General features: G+C 38.1%; 15 protein-coding genes and 4 pseudogenes. 3 read left to right on the forward strand and 16 right to left on the reverse strand.

What is annotated here, in order from left to right; translation table 11 throughout:
* On the reverse strand, positions 1–280 hold a 280-nt coding region (locus tag Q0594_RS00765), incomplete at its 3' end, for a hypothetical protein (RefSeq protein WP_298729107.1).
* Between the two features lie 507 nt (positions 281–787).
* Here Q0594_RS00765 and Q0594_RS00770 point away from each other — a divergent pair.
* Positions 788–1143: pseudogene (locus Q0594_RS00770) on the forward strand (helix-turn-helix domain-containing protein).
* A 67-nt stretch (positions 1144–1210) separates the two neighbouring features.
* On the opposite strand, the gene Q0594_RS00775 reads toward Q0594_RS00770, so the two are convergent.
* Both Q0594_RS00775 and Q0594_RS00780 read right to left on the reverse strand, forming a co-directional pair.
* Entirely contained in the window at positions 1211–1360 is a 150-nt protein-coding gene (locus Q0594_RS00775; protein ID WP_083281642.1) for a cysteine-rich KTR domain-containing protein, read from the reverse strand.
* 48 nt (positions 1361–1408) lie between these two features.
* The gene (locus tag Q0594_RS00780) at positions 1409–2026 is read right to left on the reverse strand and encodes a Type 1 glutamine amidotransferase-like domain-containing protein (protein ID WP_070445635.1); all 618 of its coding nucleotides are present in this window, start codon (positions 2024–2026) and stop codon (positions 1409–1411) included.
* Between the two features lie 91 nt (positions 2027–2117).
* On the opposite strand from Q0594_RS00780, the gene Q0594_RS00785 reads away from it, so the two are divergent.
* Positions 2118–3059, forward strand: a complete 942-nt coding sequence (locus tag Q0594_RS00785; RefSeq protein WP_298729108.1) for a YafY family protein — start codon at positions 2118–2120, stop codon at positions 3057–3059.
* A 58-nt stretch (positions 3060–3117) separates the two neighbouring features.
* Here Q0594_RS00785 and Q0594_RS00790 read toward each other — a convergent pair whose 3' ends face one another.
* From Q0594_RS00790 to Q0594_RS00830, 9 genes and pseudogenes are all read right to left on the reverse strand, one after another.
* Positions 3118–3504: a conjugal transfer protein gene (locus tag Q0594_RS00790; protein ID WP_298729109.1), complete on the reverse strand. Its 387-nt coding sequence runs from the start codon at positions 3502–3504 to the stop codon at positions 3118–3120.
* Positions 3505–3520: 16 nt separating this feature from the next.
* Positions 3521–3835 (reverse strand): annotated as a pseudogene (locus tag Q0594_RS00795) (YdcP family protein).
* Between the two features lie 200 nt (positions 3836–4035).
* Entirely contained in the window at positions 4036–4863 is an 828-nt protein-coding gene (locus Q0594_RS00800; protein ID WP_070445625.1) for a trypsin-like peptidase domain-containing protein, read from the reverse strand.
* A gap of 183 nt (positions 4864–5046) precedes the next feature.
* Positions 5047–6405: a 23S rRNA (uracil(1939)-C(5))-methyltransferase RlmD gene (rlmD, locus tag Q0594_RS00805; RefSeq protein WP_298729110.1), complete on the reverse strand. Its 1359-nt coding sequence runs from the start codon at positions 6403–6405 to the stop codon at positions 5047–5049.
* Between the two features lie 111 nt (positions 6406–6516).
* On the reverse strand, positions 6517–7542 hold the full coding sequence (locus Q0594_RS00810; RefSeq protein WP_298729111.1) for a YdcF family protein: 1026 nt from the start codon (positions 7540–7542) through the stop codon (positions 6517–6519).
* Positions 7543–7631: 89 nt separating this feature from the next.
* Positions 7632–7922, reverse strand: coding sequence for a helix-turn-helix transcriptional regulator (locus Q0594_RS00815; RefSeq protein ID WP_298729112.1), 291 nt, complete (start codon positions 7920–7922; stop codon positions 7632–7634).
* Positions 7864–8136, reverse strand: a complete 273-nt coding sequence (locus Q0594_RS00820) for a hypothetical protein (protein ID WP_263090524.1) — start codon at positions 8134–8136, stop codon at positions 7864–7866. Before Q0594_RS00820 ends, Q0594_RS00815 begins: the two co-directional genes overlap by 59 nt.
* Positions 8137–8462: 326 nt before the next feature.
* The gene (locus tag Q0594_RS00825; RefSeq protein ID WP_298729113.1) at positions 8463–9164 is read right to left on the reverse strand and encodes an ABC transporter permease; all 702 of its coding nucleotides are present in this window, start codon (positions 9162–9164) and stop codon (positions 8463–8465) included.
* Positions 9157–9981 (reverse strand): ABC transporter ATP-binding protein, encoded by an 825-nt coding sequence (locus tag Q0594_RS00830; RefSeq protein ID WP_005607705.1) that lies wholly within the window; start codon positions 9979–9981, stop codon positions 9157–9159. The genes Q0594_RS00825 and Q0594_RS00830 overlap by 8 nt, the downstream gene beginning before the upstream one ends.
* A gap of 267 nt (positions 9982–10248) precedes the next feature.
* On the opposite strand from Q0594_RS00830, the gene Q0594_RS00835 reads away from it, so the two are divergent.
* The gene (locus tag Q0594_RS00835; RefSeq protein ID WP_298729115.1) at positions 10249–10803 is read left to right on the forward strand and encodes a GNAT family N-acetyltransferase; all 555 of its coding nucleotides are present in this window, start codon (positions 10249–10251) and stop codon (positions 10801–10803) included.
* 335 nt (positions 10804–11138) lie between these two features.
* Here Q0594_RS00835 and brnQ read toward each other — a convergent pair whose 3' ends face one another.
* The 4 genes and pseudogenes from brnQ to Q0594_RS00855 form a co-directional block, all read right to left on the reverse strand.
* Complete coding sequence (brnQ, locus tag Q0594_RS00840; protein ID WP_298729116.1) at positions 11139–12482, reverse strand: branched-chain amino acid transport system II carrier protein; 1344 nt, start codon at positions 12480–12482, stop codon at positions 11139–11141.
* A 76-nt stretch (positions 12483–12558) separates the two neighbouring features.
* Positions 12559–14616 (reverse strand): methionine--tRNA ligase, encoded by a 2058-nt coding sequence (gene metG, locus Q0594_RS00845; RefSeq protein WP_298729140.1) that lies wholly within the window; start codon positions 14614–14616, stop codon positions 12559–12561.
* A gap of 500 nt (positions 14617–15116) precedes the next feature.
* Positions 15117–16379, reverse strand: a pseudogene (locus Q0594_RS00850) (nucleobase:cation symporter-2 family protein).
* Positions 16376–16956: pseudogene (locus Q0594_RS00855) on the reverse strand (xanthine phosphoribosyltransferase). Before Q0594_RS00855 ends, Q0594_RS00850 begins: the two co-directional pseudogenes overlap by 4 nt.
* Between the last annotated feature and the right edge of the window lie 62 nt (positions 16957–17018).

Here is a 17018-nt window from a genome sequence, read left to right on the forward strand (position 1 = left end):
CACGTTTCTTGTCTGGCAACTCACGTAATGCTTCACTCAACAAATCATTTTCAACACCAACGGATATTCCATTGAGCGATAAAATCTGAAAATCAGATGAATAAGTATCTGTCGTTGCAAACTGATTGACAATATAATCGCCAATATCCGAAAAGGACACTTCTCGATTTGAAATCCTTGAAAGATAAAGCATATAATTCTTACGTTCGTCTTCCATCGCACGTTTACAGATATAGTCAAACTGATTTTCTATCGTTGTTTGAAAAGAAGATGGTTTCATGTTTCTCACCTCCTTTCTTTTGAAAGGAAGTGAGCCTTGCTCTTTTATCTCCTTTCACTCTTAGTCCCAACGTGAAAGGGGAATTTGTTGCATTATCGATTAAAAAAATTGAATATATGCTCTAAACAACCAAAAAAGCACATAAACAGATTGATTTATCTGTTTACATGCTTTAATTGTTCTTTCTATATGATTTGTAAAACACATTGAACGACGTATTTATCTATCGCTGGCTCATAATTTTTTTTGATAAATATTCAATGTAGGGAACTTGATTGTATATGATATACTTCATGGCGACTTAAACCTCCAACGAACCGCCATTTGGAAGTAATCAATAGTTTTCACCAGCACAAAATAGCACTACCAAATAACGATTTTTTTATTGGTGTTTAGTAGTGCTTATTATGAAATGCATCAAACACGAACTCATAAACAATATAATGCGTTTTTCTATACCTGTTTCTAATTTAATAGGAACAGTAAAATGTATAGAGGTGGTTTATTATGCGTAAAAAAGAAGATAAATATGATTTTAGAGCCTTTGGTTTAGCCATTAAAGAAGCTCGATTGAAACGAGGTTTAACTCGTGAACAAGTGGGAGCATTGATTGAAATTGACCCACGGTACTTAACCAATATTGAAAATAAGGGACAACACCCCAGCATACAAGTTCTTTACGACCTTGTATCATTACTTGATGTCTCCGTTGATGAGTTTTTCTTACCACGTAATGATCTGGTGAAATGCACCAGATCATTACGTGGTAAGAAAAACTATTGGATAACTTCACTGATAAAGAACTGTCATTGATTGAAGCTTTAGCCAATGGTATCAAGGAAGTTAGAAGTATTAAAGACTAAGCATAATGAGAATACATAACAGAAAGAGCCGATAAGATGAGATTGATTAAACCTCAAATTATCGGCTCTACGTCTTTGCGTCTGGCTCTTTGATTACTGTTATTTTGAAAGAATCCACACTTATTAAAGTTTCTTGTTTGCATTTAGGGCAGTATAGCGGAAAGTTCTGAACTAGGGTATCTTTCCGTATCTTTACTCTTGTTTTAGATTTACAAATTGGACATAATAATCAATATTTAACCCCATGATTATCACTCATTTCAATTTAGTTTGCTTTAGTAACTGTTTCTTTGCCATCTACCAAAATTACTTCATTATTACTAATTGGTTTTAATATCAATTCAGATGAATAATCTTCAAAAATCTTGTGTGCTATTTTCATAAAAGGCTGATTGGTATAATGAGGTAACACATGAAAATCAACAAAGCCAAAACCTTTAATATCGATTAAGTCAGGTGCTTTTTCTGGGCTATCCATCGACTTAATATACTCTATACTTGGAGCAGTTATAACCGCTCCCGCAGATTCTCCAATATATAGTTTTCCTGAATTAACTTCATTGATAATTAACTTATCTGCACCTGTTCTTATCATTTCCTGAAGTAAGAAAAATGTATTGCCCCCAGTAACATAGATAATATCATTATTGGTTATTTTTGATTCTATTTCTTCGGCAGTTGCTGTAGACAACTCTAATTCATCAACAATTAATCCAAGTTCCTCAAGTGCCTTTTTGCCTGATTCAACAAAAAATGCTACTTGCTCAACGATACTTGCAGTAGGTATAAAAGTTACCTTTTTGCCTACAAGATTTTTCTCGAATTCTGGAAGTAAGGTCACCACATCTTCGAAAGATGATGATAAGAAAAGTTTTTTGCTCATTTTGATTTCCTCCTGTATTTTTGATATATCTATAGTATACTATATAAAGATGTCATTTCATGACACCTTTATTAGCGAAAGGAGTTATCTTATGAATAAATCAGAACGTCTTCATGATATGATGATATATCTAAACAATAGGAATTATTTTAATTTAAGTGATTTAATGGAGAAGTATAATATTTCAAAAAGCACTGCACTAAGAGATATTCAATCTCTGGAAAATATCGGTATGCCAATATTTTCTGAACATGGTAGATACGGAAGATATGGCGTTCTACAAAACCGTTTATTATCCCCGATTATCTTTACTCTTGATGAAATGTACGCTATTTATTTTTCAATGCTAACTTTAAGGGAGTATCAATCAACCCCTTTTGACTTAGATTTACAGAAATTGAAGCAGAAATTTGAATGCTGTATTTCTAAAGAACATCAGCTAAATTTAGATACAATGGAAAGTGTCTTTAGTTTTGTTTCTTCAAAACAGGTAAATGAATGCCCACTCTTAAAGGATATTTTATATTCTGCCATAAACAATTCAGTAAACGATATTACTTATAAAAGGTTAAACACGAATCATTCATATACAGTTCAATTTCTGAATATTTCTACATCATTTGGTCAATGGTACGTTACTGCTTATAATCATGATAGCGAGAAACTCCAAGTATTTCGTTGCGATAAAATACTGTTATTAGCAAGTAACGAAAATAGGTTTCCTATTGATTCTGAAATACTACAATCTCTCACTGAACAGCAATTTAAGGAAAAGGACGCAACTGATTTTGAGGTATCAATAACAGATAAAGGTGTTGATATATTCATAAAGGAAAATTACCCCTCAATGAAATTAGTCTATACTGCTGGAACTCCGATGATTAAAGGCTACTATAATAAAAAGGAGGAAAATTTCATTTCAAATTACTTTCTGTCTTATGGAAAAGAAGCCATATCTATCAAACCAACTAAACTAAAGAATCTAATTGTAGAAAAAATGAAAGATAATCTATCTTATCTTAATAATATATAGTTTCAAAAAACAGCGTATAGATCACAGAAATATGTGTGGGCTATACGCTATTTTCATTTTACTTTATAATTTTCCAGTTACTACTGCTCTTTTCAAGTGTTAAATTGAATTGAGATACTTGTGTCGCTTTTATCTGCTGGTCAAGATATTTTACTGACAGCGAAACCGTCACTTGATTATCCTTTCGATTGTAAATCGGATTGACCAGCTCTTGAAAGATATAGTCTTTGCCAATAGTTTTCAAAATACCCTCATTCACATAATAAGATAATTCACTCATGGTTGAAGTAGGATAGAGCTTAAAAAATGTTGTCAAGAACTCATTGATTTCATCTGATACTGTACCGTCTTCATTTTGGATTCTTACTTCACGACGGAGTGCAGAGAACTTTAATTCCCCGAATGTAGGGTCTTTTTCTAAAACAATGCCATTGGCTAATCTCATAATTTTTCCTCTCTTTCTATTCCTTAATCATATCGTCAGCTTCTAAGACGTAGTTGGTAAAGCCACGAGTGCCGATTTTATAGCCCTCGGCAGTAATACGCGGATTGATGAGTTTTACACGTTCTTCAAAGCTAAAATGTTTTTCGCCAGCTTCAGCGGGAAGTACCACCACAATATCATCTGCACGTTGTACATCTGATTAGAGGTTATAGCTTCTTGACAAGATGGCAAGCTGTCCGTTGATTCTTCGCTGTAGGATTTTATCCTCACCAGCAAATTCTAAATTTCCGAATGTTTTTTCCATGTTGGGAATCACAAATTTAAGTTCCATATTGTTTCCTATCCTTTCTTATGGTTGAATGAATCTCATTTGTTTGATGGTTTTTCACGGTGGTGAGCGACCTTTGTTTTCTTGTTTTTCTATTTTCGTAGTACCACGTCCTTTCAAAAATTGGTAAAAAAATAGACGCTCCTTTTAATCAGAACGTCTAAGCATATTTAGATTTATTTGTTTTTGAGTAATAATTAATTTCAATTGTTATTTTGCTGGGCTATTTTCTCTTGAATAATGGTTTTAAATTCAAGTAATTCTGCAGATTTAACATAATAGCCTAGATTAGTCATTACTGATGTTCTGCTGACTACTTTTTGTTGTGTAGGTATATCAATGACTGATACCTCACCGTTTGCATTCATTGTTGGACCCGCATAAAGAATACCTAAAAAAATTAACCTGCTATTCCCAAAATACGTGTTACCTTTTTTATCAGAGTAACTACTTTCATTTAAAATATAAATTGGGGACCCAGATGACCCTGGAAATGCAGAAATGTCTGCTAAAGCTATCCCTTTTTTGTTAAAATCATAAGCAGGGTGTGACGCTGTATATCCTTTTCTAAAAATAGGATAATTATTCTTACTGTCCCATAATCCTATTGGATATCCAATCATTACAATTTCTTCTAAAGCACTCAATTCCATTAATTTCTCTAGACTAGGAATCAAGCTTTCCTCGCTAGCTAAATAAAACACTTCTTTTCCTGTTCGCTTTTTTACTTCCTCAAATATTGGATTTATAAATGTGAAACACAAATCTTTTTCAGAATGAAAAAACCATTCTGTCTGTAATGTAAGTGCATAGTTTTCTTTAGTTTCATCATCTTCTTCTCTTAAATGTAGAAGAAACTTTACTGTTTCCGTTCTATTATAGTTTACAACATGTTTGTTGGTAATAAGAACAGGAATCGTAAGCTCTCCTTGCTTAAAGTTAAAAAAGAATCCTGTTCCAGAAGAGCCATCAAGAGTTTCTATTCTCACAGTATTAAACATTAATTTTTCTGCCAAACTAATCGGTTTCATATTAACCCTCCTAAATGTAAATAAGTTTCCTATAAACGTAGCCTGCCTATTTCCTTGTATCTCCACACTCCATATCAATCACTACAGAAACATTGATGTAGTCTTTTATCTCCTTATTTCTTATTTTATCGCCTTGTCCTGTAAAGACGATATGCTTAAAAAAGTGCTTGAAATAAAGGATTTCTACGTATCTGCTCGTTGTAGCAACACAATTGTCTCCACATGCGCAGTCATCGGGAACATATCCACGGGTTGCACATACTGTGCCTTGTAGCCTCGTTCCTTGAAGTGTACAAGGTCGCGAGCAAGGGTTGCTGGGTTACAGCTGACATACACGATGCGTTCAGGACCTGTTGCACACGCCGCTTCGATAAAGGCAAGGTCGAGCCCTTTGCGCGGTGGATCCACCACAATCACATCTGGCTGGATGCCTTCTTCCTTCCAGCGTGGCATGATTTTCTCAGCCGCACCCGTTTCAAAGTGCACATTCGTCACACCGTTGAGTTTCGCATTTTCCTTAGCCATTACAATCGCATCATCCACGATTTCCATGGCATAGACTTTCTTCGCATCGCGGGCAAAAGCCAAGCTCATTGTCCCGATTCCGCAATACGCATCCACGACCGTCTCGCCGCCCTTCAAATCCGCAGCGTCGATGGCTTGTTGATAGAGCACTTCGGTTTGCACGGTGTTCACTTGGAAGAACGAACGCGCGCTAATCTTGAACGTGAATTCGAACAACTTCTCCTCGTACACATCTTCCCCGAATAGCACTTTTGTCTCACGTCCCATGATGACATTCGTTGGCTTCGGTTGGATATTTTGCACGATAGAGACCACTTCTGGATGATCTGCTGTAATGTCTTTTACAATCGCATCCGTTTGTGGCAGCACCTTTGTTCTCGTCACGAAAATAATCATCACTTGCTTCATACGCAAGCCGCGTCGCACAATAATATGCTTCAAATCACCAGTATTGTTGGCTTCATCATACGCCACCACTGGATACTTTCTTAAAATATCACGCACGGCCACAATCAAGCGGTCGATTTCAGGGTCTTGAATATGGAAGTCTTCAATCGGAATCAAATCATGCGAGTTCTTCTTGAAGAAGCCCGTCGTCAACTGACCCTCTACTGTACGCACTGGAATTTGCGCCTTGTTTCGGTAGCCCAGCGCACTCTCCATCCCAAGCGCCCTACGCACTTCTAATTCTGGCATCTTCGCGATTTTCGTCATCACATTTTTCACTTGTTGCTGCTTAAAGGCCAGCTGGCTCTCATACGTCATATGTTGCAACGGCATGGTTCCCACACGTGTACCGAGGGCGTCTTTTACCTCCACACGGTTCGGGCTCACTTCCAGCCACTCCTCCACACGCGCGTAGCCATAACTTTTTCCAATCTTCATTGTCTTCACACGCACGACTTCACCTGGAATACTATTCTCGATAAATAGCGGGAATCCATCGACCTTCCCAACCCCAAGTCCTTCATGCGTTAAATCCTCGATGCTTACTGTATAAAATTCGTTTTTCTTCATTTCTGTTCCTCCAGAGTTTATCACGTCTATTATACCGTCTTTTAGCATAAATAAAAAGGCAATCCCCCCATACAAAAAAGCTACTCTAACCATGTTAGAGTAGCTTTGCTATTACCATAAAATCCCCTTGTAAGAGAGCGTAATCGCCATTGCCAGAAGCAAGTAGAATCCGATAAACATCCATTTCATTTTCACACAAAGAGCCACATACTCCCGGATAAAAGCAGAAGGAATATAATAGCTCGCCGTTGTACAGCCAAGCCCATCCCCTTGCATGCCGATCATCTTAGCGTAGGTACTGGTTCGAAAGACATGATAGTCGTTCGTTACAAATAAGAATCGGGGTTCTTTGAGGATTGTTTCCCCTAATCGTTTTGAGAACAATAGATTCTCATAGGTCGTTCTCGACTCTTCTTCGAGCAATACGGACTCTCTTGGAACATCCGTTTCTTCCATTAAGTAATTCAAAATCGCCTGCGCTTCCGAAACCTTCTCATCGGCTCCTTTCCCACCACTTGCGATTAGTTTAATATTGGGATTTTTTGATTTTTTAAAAGCCTCGACCGCCTTGTCAATCCGACGTTTTAACAGCGGCGTTACTCGTTCTCCGTCTAATAATCCAGCCCCATGAATAATGATGAAATCATATTGTTTTCTCTTTGGAATAAACACATACAAAATCGAATAAAACAGGAAGCCGAAAAAGGCAAACCCAAAAATGACATAGGTGTAGATAAAAAAGATTAAGAAAATATTCACCCAGTGATTTTCATAAAAATACTGATTATTGAGTGCACGAATAATGATCACGCCAAAGAATAGTAAAATCAAAAAGCCCATCCCAAGCGATAAGAAATTCGACTTGGATTTTCCCTCACGCTTCAAAAGAACGATTCCATTATAAATAAAGAAAAAGCCACTCAGGAAAATTACAAAGGGCACGCCTAAAAATCCGACCATTAACACGAGAAGATGTCCTGCCTCGCTTCCAGATTGATAGACCACCTGAACTACTGATAAATATCCAAAAAACACCGCAATAATAAGGAGTGCTGGGTTCCATAAGCTGCGATTATCCCGCCACATTGAAAAAATAAGAGCTGCCACTACCACTCCAGTAATCAGATAGATTCCCATTTTCATTCCTCCAATTCTACTCTTGTATTATAACAAACTCCCAAGAGAAACGATAATCTGATAAGAAATGAAGCGACAAACTACCTGCCTTAGAATTTTTGAGGTTTCAACTGAATATCCACCTCATATCCGTTTTTGTAAGCTAGTTCAATCAACGTCGATAGACTAGGCGTTCCTTCCCCACGCTCCAACCTAGCCAGCGCTGTCCGTTTAAAGCCTACTTTCTTTGCATATTCCTCTCGGGATAAATTACTTTCCATTCTAAGACGAATTATACGGAGTACAGCCCTATGTCTCGCCAATTCTTTCGCTACATCCTCTTTAAAGTTCGGATAGCGCGATGCAATAATCGAGAATGTCTCTTCTCTTAAAGAACTCACTACCATTCACCCCTTCCATAATATCTTCTACTTCGAAAACCAGATACATAATTCCTTCTTCTTCGTCATAATCTCCCCATTTTTCAATCATCTCTGGAGTAACACCTTCTTCTTCAATCAGTTGTAAAATCGCTGCCGCCTTTACCATTCTCCCATACGGCATCTCCAGTAACTCTTCAAAGTTCTGCTTTGTAAATTCACGTTTATACCTCATAAATACACCTCCATTTTCTTGAGTGTAACATTTTTGTTACGTAACAAAAATGTTACATCTTGCTTTTTTTGGATACTTTTTTGCTCCAAAAAAGCCTATCATTCTCATGTTTTTTATGCTTAAACATCAACTAAAAAAGTTGCTTTCCCACAGTTGTAGAAAAGCAACTTTGTCATTCGCTAATTCATTGTGCCGTTTATTTTAACATACCATCTATTCATGTAAACTTTTGGAAAAAATAGCTAATTCACTCTGAAAAATCATGAAATGCAAAAAGAGCAGCTTTGCTTTATAAAGCAAAACCACTCTTTTTGAAGTTGTTTGTTTTAGTTTTGAGCTTTTGGTTTCAATAGGAAGAAGTTTAACACGATGAGCACAGCCATCCACACGATTGGAACGAGCATGCTTTGGAAGTTCAACGTGAATCCTTTGTCTAAGAAGAAATCGATGAAGTTCCCCATGAATGTGTAATGAGCCACTTTTGAAATAGACTCACTAAATTGAGAGAACATCGGTAGAAATGCAACGGCCATCATCGGAATAACTCCATTTACTTGTGCTTTCGCTTGAGTATCGGTCACTGCCCCCACCAATAAATTCACTAAGATAACACAGATTGCAACACTAGTCATCACTATTCCATATTCCACTATATGGTTTGAAAGATTCACATTTAAAATGAGCGGGAAGCTAACAATCGTAATGCAACCAAGGATAATTGGATAGAATAAGATGGAGATTAGATACTCGGCTGAATGAATTCCACTAAGGAATAAAGTTTTCAAATTCTTTTTCTCTTTTTCTTCCGCCAACATAATTGTAATCATGGTTCCCATTGATAAACTAAACGCGAGCGGTAACATGATAAACAAGATTTGAGTCGACTTGCTTGGGTCATGGTCTGGATTTAAAAACCGATCATAGAGGATGAGTAAAGCATATGGGAAAATAATTTGGAACAGCATTGCTCCATTACTTACAATCATTTGTGTACGTAACCAAATTAAGGCGCTAATTCTTCTAATCATTTAATTTCTCTCCTGTCAATTGAATAAAGATTTCTTCAAGGGTTGGTTCCATTGAGTGCATCATTTCTACTGTCGTTAAGTCTTGCTCTTTTAACGCTTCAAAAGGCACTACTTTTTCAGTATGGTCTTTAAACGTTACTTTCACTCGTTTTTCTTTATTGTATTTTTGAATAATGTCTCGTGGTGTTCCAATTTCTACTAAGTCCCCTTGGTTTAGCAAGGAAATGCGATCACACATCTCTGTTGCTTCCACCATGTCATGGGTGGTGAGGAAAATTGTTGTTCCACTTTCCTTCAGCTCATTTAATAATCGGTGAATTTTTTGAGAGGTCATTGGATCTAAACCACTCGTTGGTTCATCTAAAAAGAGTAATTCTGGTTTGTTGAGAAGCGCTCTTGCTAGAAACATTCTTTGGCGCATCCCTGTAGAAAGTTTTTCTGCAATCACCTTTTTACTATCCAGAAGTCCTACTTGTTCTAATACTTCATCAACTCGACTATTCGGAAGTCCATAAATTTTTGCGTAAACGATGAGGTTTTTCTCGAGGGAAAGTTTTTCATAGTATCCACTCGAATCTCCCACTAATCCGATATGCGCTAAATCTTCTGGTGCTAAATTCTTCGTTTCTTTTCCAAGGAGCTCTGTCGTTCCTTCATCGGCTTTCAATTGTCCAGTTAAAATATTGATGAGAGTTGTCTTCCCAGCTCCACTTGGTCCTAAGAACCCAAAAATTTCTCCTTTATCAACATTGAATTCAATTTGGTTTAATGCTGTCTTGTTTCCAAAACGTTTGCTAATTTGATGTACTTTAATCATGGTCTGCCTCCGTACTTGTTCTTGATGATTTAACTTTATCAAAAACCAAGGTCACTCTGTAGGCCCTCCAGTCACGAAGTACCATGACTAAAGTCACGATAAAAAATGTCACCAGAATTTGACAACTTCTATCAAAGAAATAGGAAAATATCCGTTTCTTTCAGATATTTTCGGAACCCTTTTCATTATTGTTATAAAAGCAATTTGCACCCTTTACTTTCCAACAGATTACGACTATAATGCAGGTAGAGAAAGGGGGTAACGATTATGAACGTACCTACACTAGAATCACAACGTATCACTCTTAGGCCCTTTCACGAAACTGACATGGAAATTATCAAGTCATTGCTAAACGATCCTTTAGCAACGTCTAACCTTCCATGGGTATCTGCACCGTCTCACTTAAATGCAGAGAACTTTTATACACGACTAATCGCGAATTCTCCGTACTTTTTTATCATCGAAATGAAGAATTACGACCTTCCAATTGGCTTTATGAAAGTCTCCACAGAACAAAACAATCTAATGGATTTCGCATTATTGCAAGAATACTGGCAACGTGATGTTTTGATTGAAGCATTTCAATTAATTCAGCCGTACCTCGTTCAACAAGGAATACCGAGCCTTTCAATACAAATTGCAAGTGACCATGAAGACTCTTGTAATTTCGCCAAACGTACTGGATTTTTATATGAATACTCCTATTCCATTGAAGATGGAAGCACGGTCCGTCTTTATCAGAAGATTCTCAATCCCCAAAAAGCTAGATTTAGTCCAGATATGTGGAAAGAATATTCCGAACACTTTATCGAAGCCATTTAGATACAAAACACCGACTGGAATCCCAGTCGGTGTTTTGCTTGTTTAGAACAAATTTATCTTTTTATTGGAACTTTTTTGAAGCCTTCAAAGCATTTCCACAAAATAAAAACCACAAACTAAATAGATGATTACTCAGTATCCTACGGATTCTATAGCAATGGAAATAATGTGTGTAACCGAAATGAATTAGGGCGTCAGTGGATTCATCAACTTGACGCCCTTTGAAGTTCGGTAGGCAAAGAGACCTTGGCTCTTGTCGGTACAGTTATTTCCATTACTATAAAGACATCCGTAAGGATACGAAGTAATCATCTAGCAGTAACCATTTAGCAGTTTTATTTTGCTTGAAATGCTTCGAAGTCGAATGCTTCGCCTTTGATTTTGTCCGGTAAGATGAGCGCGATTAAAATACCGATCAGCGCCGGTCCCATCCATCCCAGTGACAAGCTTTGTAGTGGAAGAATGTCCAAGGCTTTTACTAATCCTTCCAATTTCAATGCAGAAGCAACACTGGAAACAGTTGAAATAATCGTTGTCAACGCAACCGTCAGCTGCATCCCACTCTTCGAGAACGCCACTTTCTTGTTCACTAATACTAAAAACGCAATCACAACCGTAATTGGATATAAAATCATCAATATTGGAAGTGAGAAGGCAATGATTGTTTGAAGTCCAAGCGTTGCTACGCCAAATCCGATGAGCGTAAACACAGTCGCATACACTTTATAAGAGAAGCGCGGGAATGTTTCTTCGAAGAACTCCCCTACTGATACGATTAATCCTACTGTTGTTGTCAAGCAAGTAATCACAACCATTACCGCCAAAAAGGCTTGTCCAAACGTTCCGAACAACTCACGTGAAGCCATGGTTAATACGTAAGAACCCACGTTTAATGTTGAATCTTGTGCTAGGGCACTCGCCACGTTGAAATGATTCCCAAGGAACGCAAGACCGATATACAACACACTGAATCCAATGGCTGTTACGAACCCCACGCTCATAATTGTTTTCATGTACTCTTTTTTAGAGTTGAAATGGAACTCTTTTAGCGTGTTTACAGCAACGACTGAGAAGGCTACGGCTGCTAAGGCATCTAGGGTATTATATCCTTCCACAAAACCATTTCCAAAAGCGATCGATACGGTTAGAGTTGTTTGTCCTGCTAATTCTGGTGAGCTTTGTCCATATTTAAACGCTCCAACGACCACTAAGATTAAAATTAATCCTGCAAAAATCGGTGTTAAGATTTTACCGATGCTGGATAAGAGTGATGAACGGTTATACGCCAAGAAAAAGGCTACCGCAAAGTAAATCGCTGCATAAATCAGAAGACCTGAATTAGAATCCGGTAAAAACGGCGCTACCCCGATATTATACGATACCGTTGCTGTACGCGGAATCGCAAAGAAAGGTCCAATGGATAAATATAATACTACTAAAAATGCTAATGAGAAGATTGGATGAATCTTTTCGTCCAATTCTTTTTTGAATCCACCATTAATCACTGTTCCAATTAATAACGTTCCAATCGCCAGCCCCACTCCAGATACAATAAATCCGATGACTGCTGGCCAAAATTGATCAGCAGATTGATAGCCTAAGCTTGGTGGAAAAATTAAATTACCTGCTCCAAAGAAAAATCCAAAGAGCAATAAACCTGTTAATAAACCTTTTTTCATCTCTACTCCTTCTAAAAAAAGACCCTTCAAATGCCTTTCTTTGCATCCGAAGGATCCTTTTTTTATTCTTAGTTCATTAAGCTACTGTTGAACCGTTTGGCATCCCTTCTGGTGCAAACAACACTTGGAGAACACCATCTTTTTCAGCCGAAAGAATCATTCCTTGGCTGATTTGTCCACGCATTTTACGAGGTTTCAAGTTCGCAACAATCACGACTTTTTTACCAATAAAAATACTTGGATCTGGGTACCATTCCGCAATCCCTGAAAGGATTTGACGGTGACCACCCGCATCTCCAGCGTCTAAGCGGAATTGAAGCAATTTATCTGCTCCTTCTACCGGACCACATTCAATGACTTCTGCGACTTTCAATTCAATCTTGTCGAAGTCGTCGTATTTGATACTTTCTTTATCGCTTGAAAGTTCTACTTCTTCTGGATTCCAGTCTGAGTTTTCTTCTTCCACTGCTGCTCCACCCATTTTTGCTTGGATATAAGCCACTTCTTCTTCAACGTCTAAACGTGGGAAGATTGGTTGCCCTTTTTCAACCACTTTCGTCCCTTCAGGAATGACACCGAATGTGTGTAATGAAGGGTAATCCATTAACGCACTGTCCGTAATTCCTAATTGAGCCAAGATTTGGCCAGGAGTTTGCGTTAAGAATGGTTGTAAGGCAACGGCAATGATTCGTAAGCTTTCTGCTAAGTAGTTCATTGTACGCGCTAATTCTTCTTGGCGTGCTTCATCTTTCACAGCTGCCCAAGGAGTTGTTTCATCGATATATTTATTCGTACGAGAAACAAATTTCCAGATTGCAGCAAGTGCCACTGAGAATTGCATGTTTTCCATCGCTTCTTCGACTTCCACGATCATCGCTTTGGAAGCATCGACTAATTCTTGGTCAAATGTGGAAACAGGTGCAGTATATGCAGGAATGGTTCCATCGAAATACTTATTAATCATCGCAACAGTACGGTTTAATAAGTTTCCTAAGTCATTGGCTAAGTCATAGTTAATTCGTTCTACGAATGATTCTGGAGTGAAAATTCCGTCAGAACCGAATGGCACTTCACGTAATAAGTAGTAACGAAGTGCATCTAATCCATAACGTTCGATTAATGTATTAGGGTCTACGACGTTTCCTTTTGATTTAGACATTTTGCCGTCTTTCATCAATAACCAACCATGTGCGAAAATTTTCTTCGGTAATGGTAAATCTAAGGCCATTAACATAATTGGCCAGTAAATCGTGTGGAAACGAACGATTTCTTTTCCGATGAAATGCACATCCGCTGGCCAGTAGCGATTAAATAATGTTTCATCATCGCTACCATATCCTAGTGCTGTAATATAGTTCGATAACGCATCAATCCATACGTAAACCACGTGTTTTGGATCGTTTGGCACTGGAATCCCCCAATCAAACGACGTACGCGAAACCGCTAAGTCTTCCAAACCTGGCTTGATGAAGTTGTTAATCATTTCATTTTTACGTGATTCAGGTTGAATGAAATCTGGATGCTCTTCGTAGTATTGCAATAAGCGGTCAGCATATTTGCTCATTCTGAAGAAATAAGATTCTTCTTTAACAAGCTCTACTTCATGTCCACTTGGCGCAACCCCACCAATCATATTTCCTTCAGCATCACGGTATACTTCTACCAATTGTGTTTCTGTGAAGTACTCTTCGTCGGATACAGAATACCAACCTTCGTATTCACCAAGGTAGATGTCTCCATTATCGACAAGCTTTTGGAAAATCTTTTGAACAGCTTTCGTATGGCGTGGTTGAGTTGTACGAATAAAATCATCATAAGAGATATCTAACTTTTTCCACAAATCTTGAATGCCGAAAATGATTTTATCGACAAATTCAATTTCTGAAACGCCTGCCTCTTTCGCTTTTTCTTGGATTTTTTGTCCGTGTTCATCTGTTCCTGTTAAAAAGTAAGTGTCAAAACCTTGTAATTTTTTGTAGCGGACCATCGCGTCACTGGCTACAGTTGTATAGGCATGACCAATATGTAAATTACCACTCGGATAGTAAATCGGAGTCGTTAAATAGAATGTTTTTTTGTCTTCAGCCATGTTGGGAAGAGCCTCCTTGAAATTCTTTAAACATAGGGTTAGTATACCATACCTATCAAAAAAATACGAGAAGTGAAAACAAAGTGGAGCGTGCTTAAATAAGAACTTCACTAATTTCTGCAAAGATTTAGTTTGATGCTTCTAGAATTTGTTTTGAGTTGATGATTTCTTCGAATCCTTGCGGATTCTTTTTATAATCGCTGTTACGGGGCACCGGTGCAAGCCTAGGTCTTGCACCTTCGAAGCTTCAAACGCGGAGTACGGGATTTTTCCCTACTCCGCGTAGTTCACATTCGATGCGATTCCCCGTTACTGCGATTATAAAATCCGCAAGCTTCTCCGAAATCATCTATATAGAAATCCAACTGAATTGAGTTCTTTTTCTGCTCCACAATGTTTTCAGTTTGCTTCTCGTATTTTTTTGAGTGCTTGGGTACTAAGACCGTTCCTGGAGATTAGATGGATGGAGTAAAGAAAACTTCAAAAGAGAATAGAAAAAAGAGAAGGGGGAGACCTTCTCTTTGGGTGGAGATAACGTATTCTATTTATTTCTTTTTACGATTTAGAATCGCGTTCAGGATTACGGCAAGGATGCTGGCCATCACGATTCCGTTTGAGAAAAACATTCGAAATGCAGTTGGGAGGCTATTGAAGAGATTGCTATTATTGAATCCAACCCCTACTGCAATAGACACCGCTGCAATGAGAAAGTTATGCTCATTATTGACAAAATCTACACGAGCAAGCATTTGCATTCCTTGAAGCGATACGAATCTAAACATAACGATCATTGCCCCACCAATGACGGGACTTGGAATGATTTGTGCAAGAGCTCCAAACTTTGGAAGTAGTCCAAGGAGAACAAGAAAGCCTGCTGCATAGTAAATCGGTAGTCGTGTTTTAATTCCGGACATTTTCACTAAACCAACATTTTGAGAGAAGCCTGTATAAGGGAATGTATTAAACACCCCACCAAGGAGTACCGCTAATCCTTCTGCTCGGTATCCGTTGCGAAGTCGTGTTGCATCGATTGGATCCTTCGTAATATCGGATAAGGCAAGATAGACCCCTGTTGATTCCACCATTGATACCGTCGCAATAATACACAACATCACGATGGAAGAAAATTCAAATGTTGGAGCCCCAAAATAAAACACGGTAGGAATATGAAAGATGGGTGCTTAGCTCACAGGTGTAAAGTTCACTTGACCCATTCCTGAAGCAATCAAGGTCCCAATTACTAAACCTAGTAGGATCGAAATGGATTTGAGGAATCCTTTTATAAAAATATTAACGACTAAAATAATGAGAACTGTAATGAGAGCGAGTATTAAACTATCTAGAGACGGATTTGCCACGTTATTTCCCATATTTCCAATGGCAACCGGAATGAGTGTGAGTCCGATAGTCGTAATCACAGAGCCGGTGACAATGGCAGGAAAATAGTTCGCCAGTTTTGAGAAGATTCCCGAAACTAAAACTACAAAAATCCCAGAGACAATCAGCGCACCAAATATCGCTCCACTTCCATGGCTCTGTCCAATAATCGTTAATGGGGCTACCGATTGGAAAGCCACGCCTAAAACGACTGGAAGACCAATTCCAAAATATTTATTGAGTTGTAGCTGAAGAAAAGTGGCTACCCCACACATAAAAATATCTGTTGAGACTAGATATGTCAGTTGTTCGCTATTATAGCCAAGCGCCTGTCCAATCATCATCGGTACTAAAATCGAACCTGAATACATTGCTAATAGATGTTGAAGTCCCAGTACCATTGCCCTGGAATGCTTTTCCTGTTGCATTATAGGTCCGCCTCCTTAAACACGACTTTCCCGTTTTCAAACCGTTCTAGACGTGCAAGAGAAAAGACTGGAATGCTCGCTTCTTCTAATAACCGTCTTCCATCTTGGAAAGATTTCTCGATGACAATTCCAACCGCTTCTACTTTAGCTCCTGCCTGTTGAACAATCTCTACTAATCCTTTTGCGGCTTGGCCATTCGCTAGAAAATCATCCACAATTAACACTTTATCCTTCTCTGAAAGGTATTTACTTGCAATCGATACTGTATTTGTCACTTGCTTTGTAAAAGAAAACACCTCTGCTGTTAGAATCCCTTCGTTCATCGTGATATTTTTGATTTCTTTGCAAAAATCATTGGAACTTTTAAGGCATCTGCCGTATACAGTGCTGGAGCAATTCCTGACGCTTCAATGGTGACCACTTTTGTAATTCCAGCATCCTGAAACTTCTTAGCAAAAACATCCCCAATTTCTTTCATCAAGTGTAAATCTACCTGATGCGTTAAAAACGAGTCTACTTTAAGGATATTTTCACCTAACACATAACCATCTTTTAAAATACGAGCTTCTAATGTTTCCATAACTCCTCCTTAAACCTGGGGATTAAAAAACGGACGTTAATAACTTGCTGGATTGAGATAGT

It is taken from the genome of uncultured Granulicatella sp., from assembly GCF_938030755.1.
Classification (GTDB): Bacteria; Bacillota; Bacilli; order Lactobacillales; family Aerococcaceae; genus Granulicatella.